This is a genomic window from Acinetobacter sp. YH12138, from assembly GCF_015218525.1.
GTDB lineage: Bacteria > Pseudomonadota > Gammaproteobacteria > Pseudomonadales > Moraxellaceae > Acinetobacter > Acinetobacter amyesii.
The window spans coordinates 2,259,868-2,284,427 of record NZ_CP048670.1 but is presented as its reverse complement, the minus strand read 5'-3'; the positions used below and the strand labels follow the sequence as shown (position 1 = coordinate 2,284,427).

The window sequence follows — 24,560 nt, the reverse complement described above, 5'->3', positions numbered from 1 at the left end:
TTTTTTAATTTCTTGTAACATTTATACTGAAATAGCGTTAAATTAACGCCTTGTGTCTGTGTTCTGCTTCACTACAATGGCATATCTAAAAAATAAATTTTATATGAGTTGTCTGGATTTTTTTATGTATAAATCAACTGCGACTGTCTGGCAGCCTACGTTACCACAAATTTTTAAATTTACAGTCTTGGGTTCTGCGCTCGCAGCTCTTGGTCTGACGGGCTGTTCTTCATCGCAAACGACTAAGCAGAACTCAGCAAGTAAACAAGTTGGCTCAAACTTTCTCGATGCCAATAGTTTAGATTCACTCGAAGATTTACTTTCTGCAACAGACATGCGTGCCGTAGAAGGCGATCGCCTTTTAGTGCTGAAGCATGGTGATGTCTGGAAGCGTATGACTGTGGGTTTCAAAATGGATTTGAACCACTGGGATACGCGAATTGAAGCGCAACGTGGTTGGTTTATTTCACGTCAACCATATATTGATCGTTTAAGTGCGCGTGCGTCCCGTTATTTATATCACACGGTTAAAGAAGCAGAACGTCGTGGTTTGCCGACTGAGTTGGCGTTATTACCAGTGATTGAAAGTTCTTATGACCCAGCAGCAACCTCAAGTGCAGCCGCAGCAGGCTTATGGCAATTTATTCCAAGTACTGGACGTATTTACGGCTTAAAACAAACTTCAATGTATGATGGCCGTCGTGACGTAGTGGAATCAACGCGTGCAGCTTATGAGTTTTTAGGCGCCTTACATAACCAGTTCGGTTCGTGGGAATTGGCTTTGGCTGCATATAATGCAGGGCCGGGCCGCATTCAACAGGCGATTAACCGTAACCGTGCGGCAGGTTTGCCAACGGATTATTGGTCGCTAAAACTGCCCCAAGAAACCATGAACTATGTCCCACGTTTCTTGGCTGTTGCTCAAATTATTAAAAATCCAAGTGCCTATGGCGTAAGTTTGCCACCAATTGCCAACCGTCCACACTTTCGTGAAGTAGCTGTAGGGCCTGCAAATTTAAATGAAATTGCATCTATTACCGGTTTAAGCCGTGCAGAACTCTATGCACTAAACCCTGGTCATCGTGGCGATGTGATTGATAGCAGCAGCCCAATGCGGATTTTAATTCCTGCGGATGTGAGTCCATCAGTTGATGCACGTTTGAAAAAATTACAATCAGGTGGTTCATCAGGTTATTGGGCAAGTAATTCAACTTATAACTTACCAAAAAATAATGTTGAAATAACACCGTCACGTGTTACTCCGCCGGAATTAAATAGTAAAACTATTCAGCCCGCTAAAGTGACGCCACCTACGCTTAAAACACAGCCGACAGTGACAGCTTCTGCCAAACCACCTGTAGTCGCTGCAACGGTAACGCCGAGTGTTCCATCAGGAACGAAAGGCAAAACGCCAATAGGATCATCTGCTTTGGCTGCTTTTGCATCGAATAGTGATATTCCAAGTGCGCCGCGTATACCAGTCGCTGTAACACCTTCGACGCCTGTGAAAGCCGTGTCTGTCGAGCCACCACTCAGCGCAAATGAGCGTGAGCAAATCATGGCGGCTATTAAAGCCGAAGGTGAGACCAAAACAGTCGATGAGGTATTAAAACCAGTAGCGACTAAAGCAGAACAAGAAGAAGTCGTTCAGGAAATTAAAGCTATTGCGCCGAAAGGCACTGAAATTGTCGATCCTTATGATGGCAAGATTAAGTTGACTGCGATTCAGACCAGTCAGTCAATTGCAGACCAACAAGGTAAAGAACTGACGAAAGGGTTCTCTTACCCGAAAAGCGTGGCTGAAAATACAGGTGCAGATTCCGAAGAAGCCAAACGCAACCAAGGTAAAAATGTCATTCGTACAGATTCTGAAATTGTAGTTGTACCACCTAAAGGTAAACGCAGTACTTATACAGTTTTGGCGGGCGACACATTAGCGTTGATCGCGATGAAAAATGGCGTGAATTGGCGTGATATTGCAGCTTGGAACCAAATTTCGCCAGATTCGACCTTGTATGTCGGTACGACCATCTATTTATATGATGCGAAACCGATTGTGCAAAATAATGAAGAATCGAAAGCTAAGCCTATCGCAGATAGCTATGTGGTGAAAGCAAATGACAGTCTTACAGCTGTTGCGAGCCAATTTGGTTTAAGTACGAAGCAACTCGCCGACTACAATGGTTTAACCACCACGAGTGGTTTATATGTTGGACAGAAATTATCCCTAAAAGAAACGCCTGCATCGAAAGCAAAATTGGAAGCTGATAAGAAAGCCGCTCAAGTTGTCGAAAAACCTGCAAAAGTTCAAACCAAATCCTACACGGTAAAACGTGGTGAATATCTAAAACTCATTGCAGATCGTTATGCGCTGTCAAATCAAGAGTTGGCAGATTTAACAACTGGCTTAACGGCTGGCAGTAGCTTGATGGTGGGGCAAAAAATTAATGTGCCATTACAAGCTGTAGCAGAAGTTGAGAAGCTCGAAAGCAAAGTCGTGAATCGCATTGAAAATGTCAAAGTTGATCCTGCGTATAAAGTTGAAAGCTATAAAGTGCAGCGTGGTGATACGCTTTACAGCATTGCGACGCAGTCAAAGATCAGTTTGTCAGAATTGGCGAGTCTAAATGATATGTCGGTAAATAGTGGGCTGATGGCTGGGCAAAGCATTAAAGTTCCTGCAAGTTCAACTGTTCCGGATACATATGTGGTGCAGTCTGGCGATACACTGACGGGCATTGCTAGTCGCTATGATTTAGGCATGGACTATGTCGCAAATTTAAATGGTATAGAGCGTAGTTCTGGTCTACGCGTTGGGCAGAAATTAAAATTAACAGGTGATGTCGCACCGGTTAAAGTAGAAACCAAAGCTGAGGCGACCAAAATTGAAAGCAAAACCAATACACGAACGAATTCCGTTGATGCGACCGATATTCATGTGGTGAAATCAGGTGAAACATTGGGTGTGATTGCGAAGAAATATCATCTTCAATTACGTTATTTAGCTGAATTAAATGGCCTAAATACCAATAGTGCGATTCGTGTAGGGCAGCGTTTAAAAGTAGATGGTGAACTACCTGCTGATGTAGCTAGTAAAGCAACTGAAACCAAAAAAAAGGAAGCTAAATCCTCTACGAGCAATGTGAAACCAGCAAATACTGAAAGCTATACTGTGAAATCAGGCGAGTCTTTAAATTCGATTGCTAGTCGGACAGGTTTAACTGTGGCAGCATTGGCTGAATTAAATAACTTGAACCCGCGTGCAGGACTGCGTGTCGGTCAAAATTTACAAGTCCCTAAAACTATTAGTGAATACCGTATTAAACGCGGCGATACGCTGATTGGTTTGGCAAGTCGCTATGGACTAGACACATCAAAACTCGCTGAAATGAATGATATGCAACCGTCTGCTCAGTTACGTATTGGTGAAGTGATTAAAGTACCGAATTAAGCAACGACTATAGGGAGTTGTCAGTGATGTTGGTGTCGTTCAAATTAGCACATCAAGCTATTGGGATGTGTGTGCTTACTCTGTTCGGTCAAAGTGTGTGGTCTGCGATACAGACCACGCCTTATATTGCGATTCATAGCACACCCAAATATGACTCTGTCAAAGTCATGCCTTATGCCAATGCTTCTGCACCTAAAGGTGGATATTTAAGTACTTCATCAAATGGGACATTTGACAATTTAAACAGTATGAATGGTAAGGGCAGTGCGGCTGAGGGGGTAAATTATTTATTTGACTCCCTTATGGATAGCTCTTTAGATGAACCCGGCGTGATGTATCCATTATTAGCTGAGAAGGTAACGTTCGATCCCGATCATACGAGTTTTGTCATTTATCACTTAAATCCAAAAGCACGATTTAGTGATGGTTCAGAACTCACTGCTGAAGATGTTAAATTTAGTTTTGATACTTTTCAGACCAAGTCAAACCCAGGTTTACAAATGTATTTGGCAGATTTAGATAAAACCCAAGTGTTATCTAAATATGAAGTCAAAATGACCTTTAAATCGGGTAATAACGCTGAAATGCCGTTAATATTGGCGCAAATGCCGATTTATTCCAAAAAAGATTGGGCAAAAAAAGATTTTACTAAAATTACCATGCAGCCGATTTTAGGTTCTGGCCCCTATTTACTTGATCGAATTGATTCTGGTCGTAGTATTAGTTTTAAGCGTAATCCTAATTATTGGGGACGTAATTTAGTGATTAATCGCGGGCGATATAATTTTGATCGTTTGAAATATGTCTATTACCGAAATTTAGATGTTGCTTTTGAAGGCTTTAAGTCTGGCCAATATACTTTGCATGAGGAATTTACAGCACGAAAATGGGTGACGGAATATAAATTTCCGTCAATCACTGCTGGAATGGTGGTGAAGTATCGTGATAAGCATGAAAATCCAATTGCAACTCAAAGTTTTGTATTTAATACGCGTCGATCGCCTTTTAATGATATTCGTTTTCGGCAAGCTTTAACTTATGCGTATGATTTTGAGTGGCAAAATAAAGCTCTGTTTTATGGTCAATACCAGCGCTTACAAAGCTATTTTTCAAATAGTGACTTAGAAGCAAAAGGGGTGCCATCAGATGCTGAAATGCAAATTTTAAAACCATTGTTAAAGAAATTAACCCCTTTAGAGCGTAAAGGGGTGTTATCCAACTGGAAATATCCCGTTTCGGATGCTAGTGGATTTAATCGAAATAATTTATTGAATGCTCGTCAGCTATTAATAAATGCTGGTTATCGATTTAAAAATGGTCAATTATTAGACCGACATGGTCAAGCCATTCGTATTGAGTTTCTCATTCACCAAGATGGCTTACAGCGAACATTAATGCCTTTTGTGCGCAATATGAAACGTTTAGGCGTGTCTGTAAGCATTCGCCAAGTAGACGTGCCTCAATATATAGAACGTATGCGCACGAAAGACTTTGATATGACAACAAATGTTATGCCACAGTCGCTCAATCCGGGTAATGAGCAAGCGCAATTTTGGGGAAGTGCATCGGCGGATCAGCCTGGTAATTACAACTATGCTGGCATTAAAAGTCCGATCATTGATGAGGTCATACAACAGGTGATTCGTGCACCAAATCGTGAACAATTGGTGGTGCGTACCAAAGTATTGGATCGATTATTAAGAGCTGGGTACTATCAAATTCCAACCTATGGTAAAGGTGAAAAATGGTTTGCGTATTGGAATATGTATCAACAGCCAAAAGTAAAACCAAAATTATCAACAGGTATTGATTATTGGTGGAGCAATGAAGCGCAATCGAAAAAAGTTGCAAACTATTTGAGCCAACAATAAATACTAATGAATGACAAGGAATGTGAAAGCAACATGGGCATATATATTTTAAAAAGATTGCTCCTGATTATTCCAACATTGTTTTTCATTTTACTGATTAACTTTGTGGTAATTCAGCTTGCTCCGGGTGGGCCAGTTGAGCAAGCCATACAGCAAGCTGAGTCCTTTCAAGGTATGGGAAACACAGGTGGTGGTGAAACTGCGACGACAGGCAGTAAATACCAAGGTGTTAAAGGCCTCAGTGAAGAAATGGTGGCAAAAATCGAAGCGCAATATGGTTTCGATAAACCATTATTCGAACGTTTTTGGCTCATGTTAAAGGGGTATGTGACGCTAGATTTTGGTACCAGTTTCTTTAAAGATAAGCCTGTAACCCAGCTACTTTGGGAAAAGGTGCCTGTATCCTTATCCCTTGGCTTATGGAGTACCTTGCTGATCTATATGGTGTCTATTCCATTAGGCATTAAAAAAGCCCGTCAACATGGTCTGCTATTTGATAAAAGCACGTCTATTTTATTGGCTATAGGTTACGCCATTCCTGCTTTCGCCTTTGCCATTTTACTCATTGTCTTTTTTGCAGGTGGTTCATATTTTCAGTGGTTTCCTCTACAAGGTTTAGTTTCAGAGAATTTTGCTGAGTTAAGTGTGTTTGGCAAAATTGCAGATTATTTTTGGCATATGGCGTTGCCTTTGTTTGCTATGGTAATTGGTGGTTTCGCTGGCTTAACTTATCTGACCAAATACTCTTTTATGGAAGAATTAAATAAGCAATATGTTCTTGCTGCTCGTTCTAAAGGTTTGACCGAATCACGTGTGCTGTATGGGCATGTATTTCGTAATGCAATGCTCATTGTCATTGCTGGTCTACCAGAAGCCTTGATTGGCATCTTCTTTGTGGGAAATCTATTTATTGAAATTATTTTCAATCTAGATGGGCTGGGGTTATTAGGATTTGAAGCCATTGTACAGCGTGATTATCCAGTCATTTTCGGTACCTTGTTTATTTTTACCTTGATGGGGCTGATCTTAAGATTAATCAGTGATGTCATGTATCAAATGATTGATCCGCGAATTAATTTTGATTCGCAGGGGGCAAAATAATGTCTCCGATCATGCAAGCACGTTTTCAACGTTTTAAAGAAAATAAATTAGGCTTTACATGCTTTATCAGCTTTGCCTTGATTTTTATGTTGTCCCTAGCTGTTGAGTTTATTGCCAATGATAAACCGCTCTTGGTTAAATACGATGATTCTTTATATGTGCCGGTACTAAAAAGTTATCCAGAAACCGCTTTCGGTGGGGTATTTGAAACTGAGGCAGATTATAAAGATCCTGTTGTTCAGCAACTGATTGAAGATAAAGGTTGGGCTGTATGGCCACTGATTCAATTTTCCTATCAAACACCAAATTTAGAACTGGCTGTGCCCGTACCATCTGCACCAACTGCACAAAATTGGCTTGGTACAGATGACCAAGGTCGTGATGTGCTGGCGCGTATTTTATATGGATTACGTGTGTCGCTCCTGTTTGGTTTTGCATTAACTTTTGCTTCAGCAGTATTGGGCATCATCGTTGGGGCGATACAGGGCTATTATGGTGGATGGATAGACCTCATTGGTCAACGGATTTTAGAAGTCTGGGGTGGGCTCCCGATGCTATTCATGGTGATGATTTTAGTCAGTATGTTTACGCCGAGTGTGTATTGGCTCTTTGTCATTATGCTGTTGTTTGGCTGGCCCACTTTAGTTGGCTTGGTTCGTGCGGAGTTTTTGCGGGCGCGTAATTTTGACTATGTACGTGCAGCACGGAGTCTTGGTGTTACAGATAGCACCATTATTTTTCGGCATATCTTACCAAATGCGATGAGTTCCAGTCTTTCACAGCTACCTTTCATGCTTACGGCAAATATTACAGCACTGACAGCCTTAGATTTCTTAGGGTATGGCTTACCGCCTGATGCCGCGTCATTAGGTGAGTTATTGCTTCAAGGGAAAAACAATCTGAATGCACCATGGTTGGCCTTATCGGGATTCTTTACCTTAGCGATTGTGCTGTCTTTACTGATTTACATTGGGGAGGCGACACGTGATGCATTCGATCCTAGACGTCAATAATCATCAAGTTAATGTACCTCCCATCGTGTTAGAAGTGGAACATTTACATATTTCCCATGCAGCACAGGTCTTGGTTGAAGACCTGAATTTTAAATTGCATGCAGGTGAAACGATAGCCATTGTTGGAGAAAGTGGTTCAGGTAAATCGATTAGCAGCCTAGCTATACTCGGATTGTTGCCGAGTGATCTGTGGGTCACAGGCAGCGTCAGCCTGAATGGACAGAATATTCTTGGACTGAGTCCTGAGCAGCACCGAAACATTCGTGGTCAGAAAATTGCCATGATTTTTCAAGAGCCGATGACAGCTTTAAATCCATTACATCGGGTTGAAAAAATTGTTGGTGAGTCATTGTTGTTACAGGGATGGTCGAAGGCAAAAACACGGCAGCGCGTTATAGAATTATTAAATGATGTGGGTATTCCTGATGCTGAAGATAAGTTAAGGCGCTATCCACATGAGTTATCAGGCGGGCAGCGTCAACGTGTCATGATTGCCATGGCATTGGCCTTAGATCCTGATATTTTAATCGCTGATGAGCCAACCACGGCTTTAGATGTCACCTTGCAAGCGCAAATCTTAAATTTATTAAAGTCGCTACAACAGCAGCGTAATATGGCGATGATCTTAATCAGCCATGACCTGAATTTGGTCAAGCGCTATGCAGAACATGTGATTGTGATGAGTCGTGGGCAAGTGGTGGAGCAAGGTGGTGTTCAGGAAATTTTTGGGCAGCCGAAGCAGGCGTATACCAAAAATCTGTTAGACCATGATTTTGGAGTAGCGATACAAGTTTCGCAAACTCAAAAACTTTTAGAATTACGCCAGTTAGGAGTGAAATTCCCAGTCAAACAAGGCTTATTGAACCGCATCAAAAATTATGTCGTTGCTGTAGAAGCTTTGGATTTAACAGTGGCTGAAGGTGAGTCGATCGGTATTGTTGGTGAGAGTGGTTCAGGGAAAAGCTCTTTAGCACTGGCTATTGCTCGGCTCATAGAAAGTGATGGTGAAATTATGTTAAATCAACACGCCATCAATCAACTTTCAGAAAAACAGCTCAGACCTTTACGTCGTGAATTTCAAATCGTCTTTCAAGATCCATTCAGTAGTTTAAATCCACGGCTCAATGTAGAGCAAACCATTGGGGAAGGTCTGGCCTTACAGCATTTATCTGCAAATGAAATTGTACAGCGTATAGATGAAGCTTTGCAGAAAGTCGAATTAGCCAGCTCATTTAAGCAGCGTTATCCACATGAGTTATCCGGTGGGCAACGGCAGAGAGTCGCCTTAGCACGTGCGTTGGTATTACGTCCTAAATTATTGATACTCGATGAACCCACATCTGCACTAGATCGGACGACACAAAAAGCCATCGTGAAGCTACTACGTCGCTTGCAGCAAGAATATAATATGAGTTATTTATTTATCAGTCATGATTTACACGTGGTCAAAGCCTTGTGTCAAAAAGTGTTGGTACTGCGACATGCCAAAGTCATGGAGTTTCAAGACACCGCAGATCTATTTACGCGACCACAAACGGGCTATACCCGTAAATTAATTGAAGCCAGCCAATACTAAAATCAAACTTATGGATATTTTGACAAGTGTCATTGTCAAAATATCCTTGACCTTTAGAAAATAATAATTAGAGTAAATACTCAGGACTTATTATTTCATTTTGGACATTGCCATGAGCCATTTAGCTGAAAGCTTTAAAATTCGTAATACCACATTTAAAAATCGCATCATTAAAGGTGCAATGAGTGAAGCATTGGCCAATACTGCAGGCCAACCCAATCACTTACATTTTGGATTATATGAAGCTTGGGCGAAGGGTGGTTTAGGCTGTGCCATAACCGGTAATGTCATGGTGGATTTTCGTGCTAAAAATGAGCCGGGGGTTGTTGTCGCTGAAACAGAGCGAGATTTGGCGCAGTTAACACAGTGGGCTGAGTTAGGTAAGAAGCACGGCATGGTGCAATTGGTTCAACTTTCACATCCGGGTCGTCAATGTCCTAAAGGTTTAAATAAGGAAACGGTTGCGCCGTCCGCTGTACCATTTAGTCCGATGTTAGCTACAACTTTTGGAACACCGCGCGAACTTCGTGAAGATGAAATTTTAGATATCATTCAGCGTTTTGCACGTGCCGCACACATTTGTGAAAAGGCAGGCTTCGAAGGCGTGCAATTGCATGGTGCGCATGGTTATTTAATTAGTCAGTTTTTGTCGCCACTGACCAATAAACGTCAAGATCAGTGGGGCGGTTCAAATGAAAATCGCATGCGCTTTTTGCTTGAAATCTATAAGGCAGTTCGTGCAGCGACGACCGATGATTTTATCATTTCGGTCAAACTGAATTCTGCTGATTTCCAACGCGGCGGAATTAGCGAAGCAGATGTGATTGAGGTCTTTAAAGCAATAGATGCCGCAGGGATTGATATGATTGAAATCTCGGGCGGTTCCTATGAAGCGCCAGCGATGGCGGGTGCTAAAGAAGAAAAACGTAAAGCCAGTACCATTGCTCGTGAAGCTTATTTCCTCGATTTTGCGGACAATATCCGTAAAGAAGTGAAATGCACATTAATGGTTACCGGCGGGTTTAGAACCGTGCAAGGCATGAATGCTGCACTAGACAGTGGAGCTTGTGATTTTATTGGTATTGCACGTCCTTTCGCTGTAGAAGTCGATTTGGCTGATCGTTTATTGGCGGGGCAGGATGTTCGTTACGGCGTAGACAAAATTAAAACTGGCATACCGATGATTGATAAAATGGCGATTATGGAAATTATTTGGTATGCCGCTCAGTTTAAATCGATTGGTGAAGGCAAACAGCCAAATCCTAAACTTTCACCGTTAAAAGTGTTTTTTAAGTATCTCAAAGGTAATTTAACCGCGGTCATTAAAGGGCAAGTCAATTCACGTAAGTCGGCTTAATCAATCATTGAATTTTTAGAATCAGGGCAATCGGCATACATCCATGTTATGTGGTTGCCTTCATTCATATCAATATTGCTTACAATAAAAATGTCTAAAATTTTAATATTAATAGTTATTCTTTGTGGGCTCAGTTCAGCCCTCTATGCCCAGTCTGTATTTCAGACGGGGGATATCATTTTTCATATCTCAAAGTCACAACAAAGTTTAAGCATTCAAAAGGCGACACATTCGCCTTATAGTCACATGGGCATGATCGTAAATAAAAATAACCAAACTTGGGTGCTTGAAGCTATTCAACCTGTGCAATATACCGCTTTAAATCAATGGATCGCGCGTGGGGAGAATGCTCACTATGTCGTAAAAAGGCTCAAACAACCCTTAAATGTGCCGCAGAAAACGAAGCTAGTACAAAATGCAGAAAAGTACTTGGGCAAACCCTATAATATTTATTTTGAATGGGATGACCGTGCAATTTACTGTTCTGAAATTGTTTGGAAAGCTTATCAGCATGCTTTAGGAATCGAACTTTCTCCATTACAACAACTGAAACAATTTGATTTAAAACAATATGAAGTGCAGCGCCTAATGCGGCAGCGCTATGGTCAAAATATTCCGCTAAATGAGCAGGTGATTGCCCCTAAGGCCATTTATGATTCAAAACTTTTAAAAGAAATATTTAGAAATTAAGGCAATAAAAAAGCCCAAGTCGCAATGCTTGAGCTTTTTAATGAGTGATTAAAACCAACTCGAATATGGCGTCCCTACGGGGATTCGAACCCCGGTTACCGCCGTGAAAGGGCGATGTCCTAGGCCTCTAGACGATAGGGACAGTACAGAAAGCAAATTTTAAAACCGTTTATTTCAGTCTAAGTTTTTAGACTAAATAATGGCGTCCCTACGGGGATTCGAACCCCGGTTACCGCCGTGAAAGGGCGATGTCCTAGGCCTCTAGACGATAGGGACTTAATAAAATGTACTTCTGAAAATTGGCGTCCCTACGGGGATTCGAACCCCGGTTACCGCCGTGAAAGGGCGATGTCCTAGGCCTCTAGACGATAGGGACGTTTCAGAGGTGGGCGTATATTAGGGTGAAAATCGGGGGGTGTCAAACGCTTTTCTATAAATAAATTCAGTTTTTGTTGTTGAGTGCATAAAATTAAAACAATTTGCTAAAAATGTTTGAAAAATACATTATTTATGTCGGTTTTTTCAACACTTGTAAGATTGTAGCAATAACTTCTGGATGCGTTAAATATCCAGCAATATCGTGTGGGTGTTCAATCGATGTCTGAATTTGCTGGTTGATAATGGCGGGTTGAAAATCAAATGGTGCCTGACTCAGTGGAAAAGCGCTGAGAAAATCATCATGTGAATAAAAGTTTAACCAATCGCCTGAAATTGCATCAGGTCGCTGTAAAGGCTGAGGTAAGTGGGCTTGGATGACACGAAAAGCCAAAGGTGAGCCCAAGGTGATAAAGCGCTGTATGTTGAGTTCAGGATGTAACAGTAAAAAATGATACGCAATCACGCTACCTAGCGAATGTGCAATCAACAGGGTGGGTTTCGTTTGATGTAATTGCTCATGCAGACGAGTATGAACTGCCTGAATAAAGTGTGGATTGGATAAATAGAGATAAGTTTCGACCAAAAATTTATGCAAAAGTGTGGCATGTAATTTTGGGAAATAATTCATTAAAACTGCAAAATCGCGTAGGGCAAGATCTTTGCCGAGTGCGGTGATCGATTTGAATGACTGACTCAATCCAATAGCATCATTGAGGGTGATGTCAGGTAGATTGTTTTGTACGGCATGATGCTCAAGTACTTTTGGTGATTTTTCTGGGAGTTCAGTGCGATGGATAAACGGAAAATGTGGCCACGTTTGAGGTGTCAAGGTGCTGGCTTGAAGCATATTCTGCAAATGATAACGCGTGAGTAAGTCTCCATAAAAAGGCATGCGCATATGGTGCTGTATATACGATAAAAAAGTCTCTTGATGGCTTTGCTTTAAGCCTTGAGACAACAGTGCAAGCCAATGCTGTTCGAGCGAACGTGCAGTTTGTTGCTGTTGATTCATGCCATGGATAAAGATGATCTGCATATTGCACCTCATCGACGGACCAGTTTTTATTCTACTTTTATTAAAATATAGCCATAAAAAAAGAGCAACCGAAGTTACTCTTTTATCGTGTTTGGTGATATGACAACGCAGATCAATCTTTGTTGTGATACAAGGTGTAGTAGCTGAAATAACACGCCACAATGAAGATCATACAGCAGATAAAGCCAGTCAACATTTCAGGGTCAAATACCATACTAATACAGGTAATAAGACAGAATACAAAACCGAGTATCGGCACGATTGGGAAGAGTGGTGCAGCAAAAGCTAAATCTTTTGCAGTTTTGCCTTCTTTATACCACTGACGGCGGAAGTTGAATTGGCTTAAACAAATACTCATCCACACCACCACCATGGTAAATGCAGCAACACCTAACAAGTTTTTGAAGATGGTTTCTGGTGCAAATTGCTCAGAAAGTAAGCCTGGCATACCACCGATCATGGTCACAATTACTGCAACATAAGGAATACCGCGCGAGTTCACTTTAGAGAACACCGCAGGTAATTGCTTACTATAGGACAATGACCACATCATTCGAGATGCAGCAAATAAACCAGAGTTTGCAGCAGAAAGTAGCGCTGTGATAATCACAAAGCGGATGATGTCTTCTGCATAAGGAATACCAATGTGCTGGAATACCGTTACGAAAGGTGAACTACTTACACCTTCGGCAGATAAGCCGGCCTCTTGGTGTGGTAATAGTGCAGTAATAACAACAATGGTACCCACAAAGAAAATCAATAAGCGGAAAATCGCCGTGTTAATGGCTTTAGGCACATTTTTCGCTGGATCTTTGGTTTCACCCGCAGCAACACCAATCAGTTCAGTACCTGAGAATGCAAAGTTAACAATCAACATTGTAGCGAAGATTGGGAACAAACCTTCAGGGAACCAGCCTTGTGCAGTGAGGTTGCTAAACAGCGGTGCAGCTTCATAGCCTTGATAGCCTAAAACACCAAAAATGGCCAATAGACCCAAAATAATAAAGGCTACAACGGTAATCACTTTGACTAAGGCTAGCCAAAATTCAGATTCAGCAAACCATTTGGTTGAAATCATATTCAAGCAGAATACAAAAGCACCAAAGATTAAGGTCCACATCCACATAGAGCTGTCTGGGAACCATTCCTGCATTAAAAGTGCAGCAGCGGTAAATTCAGTTCCTAGCGTTACGGACCATGTCAGCCAATACAGCCAAGTGATGGTATAACCCGTACCCGGTCCGATATAGCGTTTAGCATAAGCGCCAAATGAACCAGATTCAGGCATATGTACAGCGAGCTCGCCTAAGCAAAGCATCACCATATAGGCGATAATACCGCCTAAAAAATACGAAATAATGGCACCTACAGGCCCCGTTTGTGCAATGACTTCACCCGAACCAAGAAATAAACCAGTACCGATTGCGCCACCAAGCGAAATCATCACCAGATGTCGAGTACTCATAGCGCGTTTTAACGGCGCAGAATTGCCCTGATGCGAAGCATCATTCGGAGAATGTGATGACTGCATAGAGAAAAAGGAGAATCAAATAATGAAGCGAGTAATTGTAGAGAAGAATGCAATGATGATGCAATCAATTAATATAAATTATAGATAAATAAACTTTAAGTTTGTCAGAGCTGACAGAAGAATTGGCGTCCCTACGGGGATTCGAACCCCGGTTACCGCCGTGAAAGGGCGATGTCCTAGGCCTCTAGACGATAGGGACGTTTTGAGGTGGGTGTATAGTACATAGCCCATCTATATTTGTCAAAATAGAGTTTCATTGTTATATTCTAAATGTATATAAATGAAACAAAAACAGAATTTTTTTAATGAAAAATAATTTTAATGAGTTTATTTCTGGAATTTTATTTGAAATCAATCAATTTAATGTGGGCAAAGTCCATGAAAGATTCTATATAGTTTTATTGAATTATTTGCATTGGTTTGAAATTTATACAAATAATTTTTCTTCGTATATCAGTAAATCAGAGTTTGAAAGAATTATTGATGAACTTTTATTTAGGGATTTAGATGGGGAAAGTAGAATTACGTATAATCACCTCAAATCTTTAGATGATTCTCATTATTTTTTAGATATCCAGAGCTTTTTTAAATTATATTTAATCTTAAAGGTTCGAAGATATCAGTTGTCTAGTGATGATGTAGAACTTGAAAAATTAGAAAAAAAATTGGATGTATGTTTTGAGCCAATGTTGTGGAGTAAAGACAAACAAGATTTATTGGTTATTAATCGTGATTTTCCTGAATTTAAAAAACAGATGAATTCAAGTCGGGTGCTTTTGCCACTTTCATTAATAGTTTTTAACTTTACTTTTGTTGAATTAATATCTAATACAAGTTTGAGAGTATCTATCCAAATATTTCTAGCAATAGTAGCTGCGTGTCTTTTAGCTAATGTTTCTAAGGGGGCAAAATCCGAAAAGGACTCATTAGAGTTGAAAGTATGGGATTATATCTTGGTGTTGAGCGAGGATAAAAACTCATTGACGAAAAGCAGTTGAACTATTTCCTTAAATTATAATTTGTACAGTGGTTTTTGTGGATTAAACTGCTCCCACAAATCATTTTTGAATTTATATGGAAACCCTAATTTTTCTCTCATAGGGAAGAGAAATAGTTTCATAAAAAAAGGTGGCTAATGAGCCACCTTAACTATTTTATTTATCGTGATATAACCAATAATAACCTGCATAACACGCTGCCATAAAGATCAGACAGCCAATAAAGCCAGAAAGCATTTCAGGATCTGCAGCCATACTTAAACCTGTTGCGGTACAGCAGACAAAGCCAAGGATTGGAACCAGTGGGAACCATGGTGTACGGAATTTAAGTTCTGACACGCTATGACCTTGTTTCAGCCATTGGCGACGGAAGTTAAATTGACTCCAACAAATACTCATCCACACGATCACCATGGTGAAGGCAGCAACCCCCATCAAGTTTTTGAAGATGACATCTGCGCCAAATTGTTCTGATAATAGACCCGGTAAACCACCGATCATAGTGACCAATACAGCAATATAAGGCACACCAGTTTTGCTTAATTTGCCGAAAGCACGTGGTAATTGTTTTTGTGCGGACAGCGCCCACATCATACGTGATGCAGCATATAAACCAGAGTTAGCTGTAGACAGTAAAGCCGTAATAATGACGAAACGAATTAAGTCTTCTGCATAGGGAATGCCCATCAGGTTAAATACGGAAACGAATGGGCTACTACTTAAGCCGCCATGTCCGCCGACATTTAAACCTGCATCGGTATAGGTCAACAGTGAACTGATGACGATAATAGTGCCGACAAAGAAAATGATTAAGCGCCATACCGCAGCATGAATGGCTTTAGGCACATTCTTTTCAGGGTTTTCAGTTTCACCTGCAGCGATACCAATCATCTCCGTACCATTAAAGGCAAAGTTCACGATCAATAGCGTGGCAAACAGAGGGAACAAACCATTTGGCAGCCAACCATGTTCTGTCAAATTGTGGAACATTGGAGCTGATTCATAGCCTTGGAAAGGTACGAAACCAAAGATGCAGGCAAAACCAAGGATGATGAAAATCAACACTGTTGCAACTTTCACCATTGATAACCAAAATTCTGACTCTGCAAACGCACGTGTAGAACTTAAATTAGAGATCAGTACGCCAGCTGCAAAGATCAGTGTCCATAACCAAATAGAGGTTTGTGGAAACCATTCCTGCATCAAAATAGCCGCCGCAGTAAATTCTGTACCTAAGGTGGCAGACCAGCCCAACCAGTACATCCAAGACACCATATAACCGGTACCAGGGCCAATATAATTTGTCGCAAAAGCACCAAAAGAGCCAGAAACAGGTAAATGTACGGCAAGCTCACCCAAACAGAGCATAACCATGTAGGCAATTAGACCGCCAATAATGTAGGCAAGTACAGCGCCCAAAGGCCCAGCTTGTGAAATAACTTCACCTGAACCCATAAACAAACCAGTACCAATTGCACCACCAAGTGAGAGCATCACAAGGTGTCGAGTCGTCATCGCACGTTTAAGCGATGGACTTTTACCTTCAGCAGACGAGTGTTGCGAAGGTTCAGAGGGAGATTGCATAGTGAAAAGAAAATTGAACGAAAGGTATATTTTATGATTGAATGCAGTGAAATGATTGATAAATCGAATTTTTCTTATAATGTAATAATACTGATCTAAAATTTAAATCTTTAGCACTGACCATTGGATTAATGGTCAGGAGTTTGATACTCAGCTTCAGAAGTTGCAGGTACTTGAGTTTGTTCAGCTACAGGGGCTTTGTTGTCATCGCGGCTCACAATATACAGATAGAGTGCAGATGGAAATAAGATGGCTAAAACCAAGAGCAACTTTTTAAACATAGGGTATTCTTACATCAAAATAGATCAAGCTGAAGTATAAACAAAACCAGTCAGGCTGTAATTAATTAAAGTTTACGGTTTTTCTGTTCTAGATTGGACAGGATGACTTGGTAGATGTCAGGGTAGTGTTGTTTAAAGTTCCGTTGTTGCATGATCGTAATGGTTGAGGCATTTGGCTCGACACCCAGTTTTAAAATTTTTTGGGTTAAAGCGAGTTGAGGGGAGCGACCATCAAAATGTGTATTCACTAAGTTACCATCGGTATATTTTACTGTGAGTCCGATATTCAGGAGATAATCAAAAACATCAGGCAAACCAAAACCGGCAGCTTTGTAGAGTAAATTATATGTTTCTGCACGATAGCCACGGCCGTATGTTTGATGTGTTTTTAATAATCCTAATGCATTATAAAATTCTAATTTAGCAATAATTTCTTGTTCATTAATAGAACCATCACCATTTTTTAAAATCCTATTGATGGTGTTAAAAGTCACATCGTTTGAGCTGGGTTTGCAATCAGCAGCAATCAGTCGCTTGATATCTTGAAGTGGAAGTATAAGATGTGCTGTGTCACACATTTTTTTAATTTCTTTATTTTTCATTTTACTGCTTTGAATATTTTTATTTTCAAATTCCTGCACTATGGCTGACCAACCATATATGTTTATAAATTTATAATAACGAGATGCATCACTTGTCATCCCTTTGATCTTTTTAAAGTCGTGAATGTTTTTCACTGATGGTGCATTGGTAGCGTGATTTTGTGGCACTGGAGCATTTGCAAAGCAATGCATACTCATTAGCAGGCAGCTGGTAATAACGATGTTTTTCATGGTTTATATGTTTTTAATAAATTGTAAACGTCAGGATGTTTGGTGGAAAAGTCATTCTGTTCTATTTGTTTATAGACGCTACTATTGGGCTCGATTCCTGCATTCAGTAGTTTTTGAACCAAACTCACAGAAGGGTTCCGGCCTTTGATATTGTTTAAAATTAAATTACCATCCACGCCCGTGTAATCGACACCAATACTCAGCAAATAATCAGAAACGTCTTCAAGCCCCCAACCAATTGCTTTAGATTGCAAAGAGCTTTTTTCTTCATACGGGCCAATTTTATAAGTAACCTTTGTTTGTAATACATTTTCGGATTTGTAGAATTTTAATTTTTCAATGATTTCATTTTGATCAATTTCACCTTCAGCATTTGTTAATTTTGCATTAATGATCATTAAAGATGATTGAGCATTCAGCGGTTTGCAATTTGATTTGAACAAGCGTTTAGTTTGATCTACTTTAGAAGAACTCAGTGCAATTTCACAAAGTTTTTCTTTTTCCTCTTTAGGCATTTTGCTTTTTAGAATGGTTCCATTTTCAAAATCACGAACGATTGACTCCCAACCGTATTTGGTTGCTGTTCGATAATACTGTATTGCTTCTTCGCTCAATTTTTTTGGTTTTTTCGCTTGTATTTAAGTGTCACGATCGTTGGTTTTGGGAATAAAAGATTCTTGGTCATCATTCAATGCTGTTTGATTTGTCTGATTGGCATCGTGCTCAACAGTATTTGAAGGATTTGTCGGTAGGCTGGCTTCGGGTCTAAAAATGTAGATGAAGATACCGAGACATACTATGCACAGGCCAAAGAGTAAGATTATTTTTTTCATGTTTTATTCTATTTGAAAATGAATCAAGAGCGTTTTTAGGCGCTCTTGATAGGGGAAGTTTAAAATTTAAATGTGACATCAGCAATGAACTGTCGCCCAATTTCAGATCTAAGTCTGTTGGTCGACTCACTAATACCTGGGGTGGTATAGATATTATGTCGATTGGTAATATTGTTAATGGTTAAACCGAATATTGCTTTGTAGTCTTTAGCGAAATTGAAATCATAAGTGGTACGCATATCCCAACTAAATCGAGGTCTAATCGTATCTGTAGCATAGGCTTCCAACAGGACACCATCATGTTCAACTTTGTTTTTTAGTTTATACGTATCTTTATATTCAGATTTGTAGCTTAAAAAGTTATTAATCTTTAATGGTAAATTTGAAAACTCAATGTCCCAACCAAAACGAGCAGTCCACGGCTGATTGAAATTTTCAACAGGACGTTCATTAAATTGGATGAGGCTGCCGTTAAAGATAATATCGCGATCTTCAGCAGCCGTATTACTGTTAACGTTATATGACTCAGAATAGTCTAAATAATTTTTTTCTGATTCAGTGTAATCAAAGCCAAAGTTAAACCCGTGCAGAGAGTTTTTATATACGACTGGCAGCGTATTTCTGAGTGTGAGTGTGTAAATGTCAGCTTTTGCTTTACCACTATTACTATATTCAAAATGATCGATGGTATTGCTGGTGGTTGGATCAATAAAACGATTTTTTGTGATTTCATCTTTGCTATCGCGATTCACCCATTTCAGACCAAGGTTCCAGTTTTTAACTTGGCTATTAATGGCAAACACAATTTCGTCAGCATAAGGGGTCTTTAAATTGGCACGTTGAACATTGGAATTAGCTAATATTAAATCTGATAACCCAGTTTGAATCCAATAATCTTCAGTTTGATTTTTTGTGCGTTTTAAATTGTATTCCAAAAATGCAAGTTGATCTTGCAGTTCAGTGGCTAAGGTATAGTTTGCATAATATCGATTCCATCCCGTAGTGAAGGACAGAAGATCATTTTTTAGCGGTTTATAGTTAAAGGCAGTACGAGGTGCAATATTTAAATTTTTCGATAAGCTATCATAATCTGCACGTAAACCTAAACGCGCTGAAAAATTATCCCAAGTCGATGTGTTTTCAATGAAGGTATGCACACGTTGTTGGTCAATATTAACTTTACCTTTTTGATAATACTTGCCATTTGTTTGATATTGGCCTTGATAGTTATTTTCATCCGTTGCTTCATCACAAAGAATATCACCTGCCGTACAGCTAATGCCTGAACTAGATGTAAAAGTCTTAGGCTGATTATACATATAGGCATCGTTAGGCCGTTCCCATGCAACTTTAGAATAGTCATAGCCCATACCAAAGCTTAATTGTTGCATGCTGTTGCCAATCTGAATGGTATCAAACGCATTTTTTAGACTATACGAAAATGTATCTTGGTGTAATTCAATATCACTACTTGTGGCACCTTCACCAGGATTGGAACTCCAGTTTTTAGTTGGTGTTTGCTTCCAAAGAATGCCGGTAGTTGAATCATTTTCACGTGCTTGGCTTAGCGTTTGATAGCTAATATTTTGTTTTAATGTTGAATTATTGAGTTTACTTTCTAATTCACCAAAAAATGTCAGCGTTTCTGTATTGCTAATACTTTTTGAATTTATTCGCTTATCAACGAAATTTAGACTGTCCAAATCCCCTAAATCAAAGCCAAACTTCGCTTTGGTTGTGTCCGAAGGTGTGTAAAAAAGGGTAGTCCCTAAGTTGATATTATTACGCTCGCTTTTGACTTTACTGAGATCTTCTAAACCACTCATTACTGGAACGATGGATTCACGTTTAGAGGCATAACTATTGATGCCCCATTGTTCAGAGAGTTTGCTGTATAGATTCAGGCTTAGGCCGTGTTTTTTATATTCTTTATTATTTGATGATGTTGGATCTTCAAACTCTGCAGCTTCTTCTTCATCGGTAAAATGATAACGTGACCAATCACTTTCCGTGTAGTCGTAAGTAAGGGAGCCGTGGATTTTGCCAATTTCAGTATTTGGGGTACAAGTTTCAGCATTAACTACACCACCTGTAAATTCGCCGTATGCTGCAGAAACATTACTATCGATCAATTCTAATTTACAAATTAAATCGGTATTTAGGGCAATCCCTTGTGAGCCACCATCAAGCTTGCCTGAATAGGAGTTGCCGCTTGCCAGAGGGTCAAGGTTATTGGTGGTATTGACGCCGTTAATTACAAATTTATTTCGGTAAGTTTGCGCGCCATTAATAGAAATCTCGGATGGTCGTAGCTCAGCCTGTGAATCTGCAGAACGTTGTTCACGGCTAAACTGCACATTTGGATTAACTTTTAAAAAGTCTGTGATATTTTTTGAGCTATTCGGCGTTTTTTCTAAATCTTCTTTGGTGTAGACGGTTTTACCTACTTCTTGCTTGACTTTGACTTCAACCTCAATAGGTGTCATCGACACCGTATTGGTTTTGATTTCTTCGGAGATCTGGCTTTCATTTGCATAAGCTTGAGATGCTAAAGCAGTCAAAATTGCGATATTGAGGGGAGAATAGGCAAAGCGCATGGCTGTCAAAAATTATGCAGATAAAAACGATAGCGATTATCATTAACTTTACAAGAATAATCAATAGAAATGAGAATTATTTGCAATAAGTGATTTTTTAATACACAACAAATTCAATGAAAATTTTGAATAATTAGGAGAAATGGTGATGTGTATTCAATAGACTTGAATATTCAGCTTGGAGAAAGTCTGAATAAGAATTGGCGTCCCTACGGGGATTCGAACCCCGGTTACCGCCGTGAAAGGGCGATGTCCTAGGCCTCTAGACGATAGGGACGTTTAGAAGATGGCGGTATCTTATTGATCCGCCATCATAGTGTCAAGTAGGTGAGGGCCGAGTTTGTTCAAAATATAACAGAACAGTTCAGCGGTCTTCTGAGTATCGTAAAGTGCAGAGTGTGCTTCTTTACCATCAAACTCAATACCAGCTTGAATACATGATTTTGCCAGCACAGTTTGTCCAAACATTACAGCGCTCAAAGTCACTGTATCGAATACGGAAAAACTATGGAAAGGATTTTGATTTTTTGTTCCTGTACGTGCAATAGCTGCCTGTACAAACCCTAAATCAAAATGGGCATTGTGACCAACTAAAACAGCATGAGTGCAGTTTTGTTGACGACGTACTTCATTCACTGACTTAAAAATACGTTTTAATGCTGATTTTTCATCTTCAGCCATGGCCATACGCATCGGATTAAATGGATCTACACCAATAAAATCCAGTGAACGACGGTCAAGGTTGGCACCTTCAAATGGATTGATATGTGCATGGTGGGCTTCACCCGGTACAAAGTTACCTTCTGCATCATACACAATAGGAATAGCTGCAATTTCCAGTAAGGCATCGGTCTGTGAATTAAAACCTGCTGTTTCGACATCGACAACAACAGGTAGGAATCCACGGAAACGTTGACCAATGACTGGTCGAGTTTCATCTGTCACACTTTTCTCCATTGGATGGTCTTACCCGCATACAACGGAATAATTTTTTCGCCATCCAAGTAGTCTAAACTTTCAGGGATCACTTGATCTTCTTTTACCAAAGTAATGGTATTGGTATTTCGAGGGAGTCCGTAGAAGTCTGCACCAAAGTGGCTTGCAAAACCTTCTAAACGGTCGATTTTACCGACTTGATCAAATGCTTGAGCGTATAGCTCAATTGCTGTTGGTGCACTATAACATCCTGCACAGCCACATGCATTTTCTTTAGCATTTTTTGAGTGCGGCGCACTGTCTGTACCTAAGAAAAATTTAGGGTTCGCACTGGTCGCAACTTCGAGCAAAGTTTGCTGATGGGTTTGACGTTTTAATATCGGTAGGCAATAGAAATGCGGTTTAATGCCACCCACCAACATGTCATTACGGTTAAACAATAAATGTTGCGGTGTGATTGTCGCAGCCACATTACGGTCTTGTTCTAATACAAAATGCGCAGCTTCACTAGTAGTGATGTGTTCTAGCACCAATTTTAATTTAGGGAACTGTTTTAACAGTGGAGAAAGCACTTCATCAAGGAAACGTTTTTCACGGTCAAAAATATCGACATGGTTATGCGTCACTTCACCATGTAACAGTAACGGCACTTGGTGTTCTTCGAGTTGCTCAATCACACCATAGACTTTACTAATATCACTGACACCACTGTCTGAGTTCGTGGTTGCACCCGCTGGATAGAGCTTAATGGCATTAACATGCTCAGACTCTTTAATTTTTTTAACTTCACTTGCAGGGGTGTTGTCTGTGAAATAGAGCACCATACGCGGGTCAAAGTGAACGCCTTCAGGAACATGTGCCATGATACGTTCACGGTATGCATTTGCTTCTTCAACGGTTTTTACCGGTGGTACGGTGTTTGGCATACAAATCGCGCGAGAGAATTGTTGTGCTAAATCAGGAACTGTACGCTTTAGGGCTAGACCGTCACGTAAATGTGCATGCCAATCATCTGGCTGAAGAAGAGTAATCGTATTCACAGCGATTCCAAGCTTGGAAATAAAACAAATGATAATGCAAATAATGTGAAAATGGTAACGAGATTTATGTACAAATGACTGAACAGATATAAATAAAGAATAAAACTGTGGTATTTTTAAATGACTAAAAGAATTAGATAAATGCTTGGAAATGGAATACAAGTATAACCTTGCAAAGTTGCAATACGATAAAGAAAAAATAGAGGAACTGATTACACGGCAAACCCGTCGTGTAGGGGAAATGTTTCCTAAAAAACTGGAAACACAATTTTGGACTTTAAACCTCGATCGTGCGCAAACCAACATACGTCATTTTTTCTGGATGGGAGTGTTGATCTACTTTGTGCTCACGATGCTGATCATTCCCGGCGATTACTGGATTATTGATCAACAGCATTTTGTGCATGATTTTATTCGTTGTTTGGTTGGTCAGCTCAATGGTGCGCTGTGTCTTTTGGCTTTATATACCTTTGCCCGTTATGACCGTCTGAAGCCTTATTTTTCACATGCCAGTATGTTTGTAGTGTTTTGGGCTGTTATTTCAATGTCTTGGCTCACCATGACCGTGTATACCGAAGCACTTAAACATCAGGCCATGATGATCCTTTGTATGATTTACATCTTGAGCTATATTTTGACGGGGGTTAAACCAGTCCAAATGTTGATGTCTGGCTTGTTGGCTGCTGTGGTCACCATGTTGATGCTTTTTTCATTAGAAGTGAAATTTGATGTGATGGTGTTGGGGCGTGTACTGATTGGAAGCTGTGTATTGGGTTTTGCAATCAGTAAGATGCTTTGTGCACGTGAACGGATGATATTTTTGAATATGCTGCGCGCGGATATTAGTGAAAAAATCCATCGTATTCATACCACAGAGCTTTTACATTTAAGTCAGCATGATGAATTAACCAAGATTTCAAACCGACGTACTTTTGATGAAATGCTTGATACCTTTTATGAGCAATCTCGACGTAATAACACCTCGCTTGCTGTGCTATTTATCGATGTTGATCATTTTAAAAACTATAACGATTTCTACGGTCATCAAAAAGGCGATGATGTAATTTCAACCATTGCCAAAACCATTAAAAATGCCATTCGACATATGGATTTTGTAGCGCGATATGGTGGTGAAGAATTTGTGGTTTTATTGCCTGAAACCGATGCGCATGGTGCTTATGCGGTAGCGTCAAATATTTATAAAGCAATCGATCGTTTAGAAATTCCACATGCCAAATCACAGGTTTCAAATCACGTCACTATTAGTTTGGGTATTACGGTATATCGTGCTGAAAATATGACGAAGGATGAACTGTTAAATATTGCCGATCAGGCGTTGTATCGTGCGAAACAATTAGGCCGGAATCAAATTTACTATCAATCGATTCGTTCAGCGCATGTGGCTTAATGTTTAATAAAATTGAGAAATTCTTTGAAATCGGCAATAAAAAAAC

General features: G+C 40.0%; 18 protein-coding genes and 5 tRNA genes. 9 read left to right on the top strand and 14 right to left on the bottom strand.

Going from position 1 to position 24,560, the window contains the following annotated elements:
- Positions 1-124 precede the first annotated feature (124 nt).
- From G0029_RS11080 to G0029_RS11050, 7 genes are all read left to right on the top strand, one after another.
- Positions 125-3,451: a LysM peptidoglycan-binding domain-containing protein gene (locus G0029_RS11080; RefSeq protein WP_180107613.1), complete on the top strand. Its 3,327-nt coding sequence runs from the start codon at positions 125-127 to the stop codon at positions 3,449-3,451.
- Between the two features lie 65 nt (positions 3,452-3,516).
- The gene (locus G0029_RS11075) at positions 3,517-5,322 is read left to right on the top strand and encodes an extracellular solute-binding protein (protein WP_227591919.1); all 1,806 of its coding nucleotides are present in this window, start codon (positions 3,517-3,519) and stop codon (positions 5,320-5,322) included.
- A 33-nt stretch (positions 5,323-5,355) separates the two neighbouring features.
- Entirely contained in the window at positions 5,356-6,423 is a 1,068-nt protein-coding gene (locus tag G0029_RS11070; protein WP_180107615.1) for a microcin C ABC transporter permease YejB, read from the top strand.
- Positions 6,423-7,436, top strand: a complete 1,014-nt coding sequence (locus tag G0029_RS11065; RefSeq protein ID WP_180107616.1) for an ABC transporter permease — start codon at positions 6,423-6,425, stop codon at positions 7,434-7,436. The genes G0029_RS11070 and G0029_RS11065 overlap by 1 nt, the downstream gene beginning before the upstream one ends.
- A complete protein-coding gene (locus tag G0029_RS11060; protein ID WP_180107631.1) occupies positions 7,411-9,012 on the top strand; it encodes an ABC transporter ATP-binding protein in 1,602 nt (533 codons plus the stop codon). Before G0029_RS11065 ends, G0029_RS11060 begins: the two co-directional genes overlap by 26 nt.
- Before the next feature lie 112 nt (positions 9,013-9,124).
- Complete coding sequence (locus G0029_RS11055) at positions 9,125-10,369, top strand: NADH:flavin oxidoreductase/NADH oxidase family protein (protein WP_180109800.1); 1,245 nt, start codon at positions 9,125-9,127, stop codon at positions 10,367-10,369.
- Positions 10,370-10,417: 48 nt separating this feature from the next.
- Positions 10,418-11,059, top strand: coding sequence for a YiiX family permuted papain-like enzyme (locus G0029_RS11050; RefSeq protein WP_320109242.1), 642 nt, complete (start codon positions 10,418-10,420; stop codon positions 11,057-11,059).
- A gap of 66 nt (positions 11,060-11,125) precedes the next feature.
- On the opposite strand, the gene G0029_RS11045 is transcribed toward G0029_RS11050, so the two are convergent.
- The 6 genes from G0029_RS11045 to G0029_RS11020 all read right to left on the bottom strand — a co-directional run bounded on the left by G0029_RS11045 (position 11,126) and on the right by G0029_RS11020 (position 14,203).
- Positions 11,126-11,201: transfer RNA gene (locus G0029_RS11045), tRNA-Glu, on the bottom strand.
- Between the two features lie 58 nt (positions 11,202-11,259).
- Positions 11,260-11,335 (bottom strand) — tRNA-Glu (locus G0029_RS11040).
- 24 nt (positions 11,336-11,359) lie between these two features.
- A tRNA-Glu gene (locus G0029_RS11035) sits at positions 11,360-11,435 on the bottom strand.
- A 132-nt stretch (positions 11,436-11,567) separates the two neighbouring features.
- Positions 11,568-12,473, bottom strand: coding sequence for an alpha/beta fold hydrolase (locus G0029_RS11030; RefSeq protein WP_111885776.1), 906 nt, complete (start codon positions 12,471-12,473; stop codon positions 11,568-11,570).
- Between the two features lie 112 nt (positions 12,474-12,585).
- Positions 12,586-14,004 (bottom strand): amino acid permease, encoded by a 1,419-nt coding sequence (locus G0029_RS11025; RefSeq protein ID WP_180107618.1) that lies wholly within the window; start codon positions 14,002-14,004, stop codon positions 12,586-12,588.
- Positions 14,005-14,127: 123 nt separating this feature from the next.
- Positions 14,128-14,203: transfer RNA gene (locus tag G0029_RS11020), tRNA-Glu, on the bottom strand.
- A 106-nt stretch (positions 14,204-14,309) separates the two neighbouring features.
- Between G0029_RS11020 and G0029_RS11015 the strand changes: the two genes are divergently transcribed.
- Positions 14,310-15,002 (top strand): hypothetical protein, encoded by a 693-nt coding sequence (locus G0029_RS11015; RefSeq protein WP_180089078.1) that lies wholly within the window; start codon positions 14,310-14,312, stop codon positions 15,000-15,002.
- 156 nt (positions 15,003-15,158) lie between these two features.
- On the opposite strand, the gene G0029_RS11010 is transcribed toward G0029_RS11015, so the two are convergent.
- The 8 genes from G0029_RS11010 to pyrC all read right to left on the bottom strand — a co-directional run bounded on the left by G0029_RS11010 (position 15,159) and on the right by pyrC (position 23,106).
- A complete protein-coding gene (locus tag G0029_RS11010) occupies positions 15,159-16,586 on the bottom strand; it encodes an amino acid permease (RefSeq protein WP_078192919.1) in 1,428 nt (475 codons plus the stop codon).
- A gap of 128 nt (positions 16,587-16,714) precedes the next feature.
- Positions 16,715-16,867: a hypothetical protein gene (locus G0029_RS11005; protein ID WP_168379378.1), complete on the bottom strand. Its 153-nt coding sequence runs from the start codon at positions 16,865-16,867 to the stop codon at positions 16,715-16,717.
- A 65-nt stretch (positions 16,868-16,932) separates the two neighbouring features.
- The gene (locus G0029_RS11000; protein ID WP_180109801.1) at positions 16,933-17,667 is read right to left on the bottom strand and encodes a hypothetical protein; all 735 of its coding nucleotides are present in this window, start codon (positions 17,665-17,667) and stop codon (positions 16,933-16,935) included.
- Positions 17,668-17,696: 29 nt separating this feature from the next.
- On the bottom strand, positions 17,697-18,314 hold the full coding sequence (locus tag G0029_RS10995) for a hypothetical protein (RefSeq protein ID WP_180079024.1): 618 nt from the start codon (positions 18,312-18,314) through the stop codon (positions 17,697-17,699).
- Between the two features lie 278 nt (positions 18,315-18,592).
- Positions 18,593-21,130, bottom strand: a complete 2,538-nt coding sequence (locus tag G0029_RS10990; RefSeq protein ID WP_180107620.1) for a TonB-dependent receptor plug domain-containing protein — start codon at positions 21,128-21,130, stop codon at positions 18,593-18,595.
- 201 nt (positions 21,131-21,331) lie between these two features.
- Positions 21,332-21,407 (bottom strand) — tRNA-Glu (locus G0029_RS10985).
- A 20-nt stretch (positions 21,408-21,427) separates the two neighbouring features.
- A complete protein-coding gene (gene rnt, locus G0029_RS10980; RefSeq protein WP_078192915.1) occupies positions 21,428-22,087 on the bottom strand; it encodes a ribonuclease T in 660 nt (219 codons plus the stop codon).
- On the bottom strand, positions 22,072-23,106 hold the full coding sequence (gene pyrC, locus G0029_RS10975) for a dihydroorotase (RefSeq protein WP_111885770.1): 1,035 nt from the start codon (positions 23,104-23,106) through the stop codon (positions 22,072-22,074). Before pyrC ends, rnt begins: the two co-directional genes overlap by 16 nt.
- A 151-nt stretch (positions 23,107-23,257) precedes the next feature.
- On the opposite strand from pyrC, the gene G0029_RS10970 reads away from it, so the two are divergent.
- Complete coding sequence (locus tag G0029_RS10970) at positions 23,258-24,514, top strand: sensor domain-containing diguanylate cyclase (protein ID WP_180079021.1); 1,257 nt, start codon at positions 23,258-23,260, stop codon at positions 24,512-24,514.
- Positions 24,515-24,560: the final 46 nt, after the last annotated feature.